At 45.9% G+C, this 2,602-nt stretch carries 3 protein-coding genes; all 3 read right to left on the reverse strand.

Features of this window, described 5'->3' with window-relative positions; translation table 11 throughout:
- Positions 1-119 (reverse strand): glucose-1-phosphate thymidylyltransferase (locus tag ENN47_00220; protein ID HDP76615.1); only part of this gene is annotated, 119 nt, incomplete at its 3' end.
- Positions 116-1,066 (reverse strand): hypothetical protein, encoded by a 951-nt coding sequence (locus ENN47_00225; protein HDP76616.1) that lies wholly within the window; start codon positions 1,064-1,066, stop codon positions 116-118. The genes ENN47_00225 and ENN47_00220, both read right to left, overlap by 4 nt.
- A 26-nt stretch (positions 1,067-1,092) precedes the next feature.
- Positions 1,093-2,586 carry a virulence factor MviM gene (locus tag ENN47_00230; GenBank protein ID HDP76617.1) on the reverse strand — a complete coding sequence of 498 codons (1,494 nt, stop codon included), beginning with the start codon at positions 2,584-2,586 and terminating at the stop codon, positions 1,093-1,095.
- Positions 2,587-2,602: the final 16 nt, after the last annotated feature.

The following is a 2,602-nucleotide window of genomic DNA, read 5'->3' on the forward strand; positions in this document are numbered from 1 at the left end:
ACCGAGAGCGGGTAGTAGATCATCGGTTTGTCGTAGACGGGCAGAAGTTGCTTGGAAATTACCTTGGTCAATGGATGAAGCCTTTTGCCAGCACCACCCGCAAGAATTATGCCCTTCATTCTCTGACTCCTCTCAGTGTCCTCTTCGATGTCTGAAAAAGCGGGAACCAGATCCTTTTGTAGACCCAGGACGCAACTTTCAGCATCGCGATCCTTACCTTGCCGAAACCTCTGTAGCGCCCGAAATAGTACAGGCGTGACTTGAATTCAAGTTTTGATATATCTGCGTCTAGTCGTGCCGTAGATGCGCCATGTTGATGTTTAACTTCCTTTCCAGGAAGGTACGCCATACGGAGGTCTTTCTCAAGAAGCTTCTCGGCGAGAATCATCTCCTCACAGTAGAGAAAAGTGTTTTCATCAAAGTAATCGACTTTCTCAAGAGAAGACATTCTCGCCATCATGAATGAGCCGCTGATGCAGTAGGGAAAGGTCAACTCCTCCTTTTCAATCTCTTTCGATCCCGGTCGGTTCAGTCGCAGTAATCTACTTATGTGAAAAGTCAACCAGTGAAAAGGATAGAATGCGGGCCTCCAGAACATTAGACGCATGCCGAGTTTGTCAAATGGACCATCGTTCCTCCCTGGAGCCGAGATCATCGGACCCACAACCGCTATGTCCTGATGAGACTCGAGAATTCTCTTCAGGTCATCAATTAATGGAGAGACAATCTCTATATCGTTGTTAGAGATCACGGCATATTCATATTTCAGTCTTGATGCTAATCGCAACCCGAAGTTGTTGCCCTTTGCGTATCCGTAGTTGTCGTTGAGAAGCAGTAGCAGCTTATCCTGCCTCTCTAAAATCTGGTCGATTTGACTCTCTGAATAGAATGAATTGCCTTCGCGCGAGAAGAACTCTTGTAACCGTTCTCTCTCTTCAACACAAGAATTGTTGTCGACAACAATGACATCGCAGTTTTCACCGACACCCATGATGTTCTTGAGCAGCATAATTGTCATGTCGGCGTTATTCCAGTTAAGGATAACAGCGACAGTATCTCTTTCCACTTTTCGATCATCCTCTCGAAAAGTCTTCAGGAGAAGATCTTAGGAATTAGTCTACGAAGAATATACTTCATTATATCTCTTGTTGCCCACAGCGTAAGTGCAAAGAAGAAACAGTTTCCGGCTATGAGGAAAAGCGTTTCACTCGCATTACTTCTTATTGCAAGCGAGATAAGTACAATCGCAGTTGAGAGACCAAGAAGCATGACTATTGTCTTCCACGGAACGAAGGAGACCCCCTTCCTCTCCACCAGATACACCCATATTGCCGTAGAAATAAGTGTTACAAGCGATGTGCTTGCCGTGATTCCCCCAATACCAAACGGTTCAAGAAGAATCCAGTCAAAGAAGAAATTCAAAGCAATCCCGAAGAACGTGAGATAGACCATGAATCTCACTCTCCCGTGAGATATGAAGAACTGTCTTGCGAGAAAACCCAGGGGTTGGAAAATAATCCTGGCAGTGTAACCGATTATTGCAATCGCGACAACAGTCGTCGATTCGGAAGTGAACTCCCCGTGCTCGAAAATGAGGCGGACCAGCGGCTCGCCCATAAATGCGATCCAAAAGACAATCGGTATCGCGATTGATAGCGACGTCTTTGCCGTCTTCCTCATTCGAAGTTGAACATTGCGGACGTCATCGTTAGCAACAAATTCCGACAACTCCGTACGAGTGGTCTCCAAAAAGCTTATGATGAATACGCTCGAAACGATTCCCAGAAGAGTATCCGCGTAATGAAGACCGGATATCTGTCCCGGAGGCAGGAGCGAAAGGAATGCCTTATCTACTATGGTGCTTACTTGACCCAGACCGCTGGAAATGACAAGCGGTATGGCTAAATACAGTATGAACCTCAGATCTTCGGAGAAGATCCTCGTGGAAGCCGAGATGAATTTGCTAGAGAACAGAAACATTATTACTGTAACTAGTGCATTTCCAACTATCCATCCATATGCGATCGACATCTCGTTCAAATATGGAGAAAGGAAGAAGATCAGTGGAATTGCAAAGATGTTGAAGATCAACTGAGCGATGGAATACTGTAGGAACCGTCGCTCGGCTTTCAGCAGTCCGGAAAGCAGCTGCTGCAAACCGCTTATAAAAGGAAATACCGCGAGAAGCTTTAATGTATCTGAAGCATAGTCGAGTATCTCAGTGGAAAAGCCTGGAGCAAACACCTTCACGAAAAAGGACGGAAATAACATCAGAAATCCGCCGAATACCGCGTAGATTAATCCGAACGTCACTAACACCGACCATACGAATCTTCGAGAGTCCTCTGGATCCCTCTTCCTAATCTTTATGTACTGGGGAACGAAAACCGCTATCAACCCTGCAGATATTATGCTTGTGATGACTCTGGCAGGAGAAAGTGCAATAACAACTGCGTCCAGCCGCCACGAGGTGCCAAAGAGATCTGCCGTAAGAACCTCTCTGAAGAACCCGAGTCCCTTTGATAGTAGCGTGAATACCGTTATGTACAAAGAGCCTGCCGCGACTGTCTGAATTCCCTTTTTCAAGACGAATCTCCTTTGA

The organism is Mesotoga infera, from assembly GCA_011045915.1.
Lineage (GTDB): Bacteria > Thermotogota > Thermotogae > Petrotogales > Kosmotogaceae > Mesotoga > Mesotoga infera_D.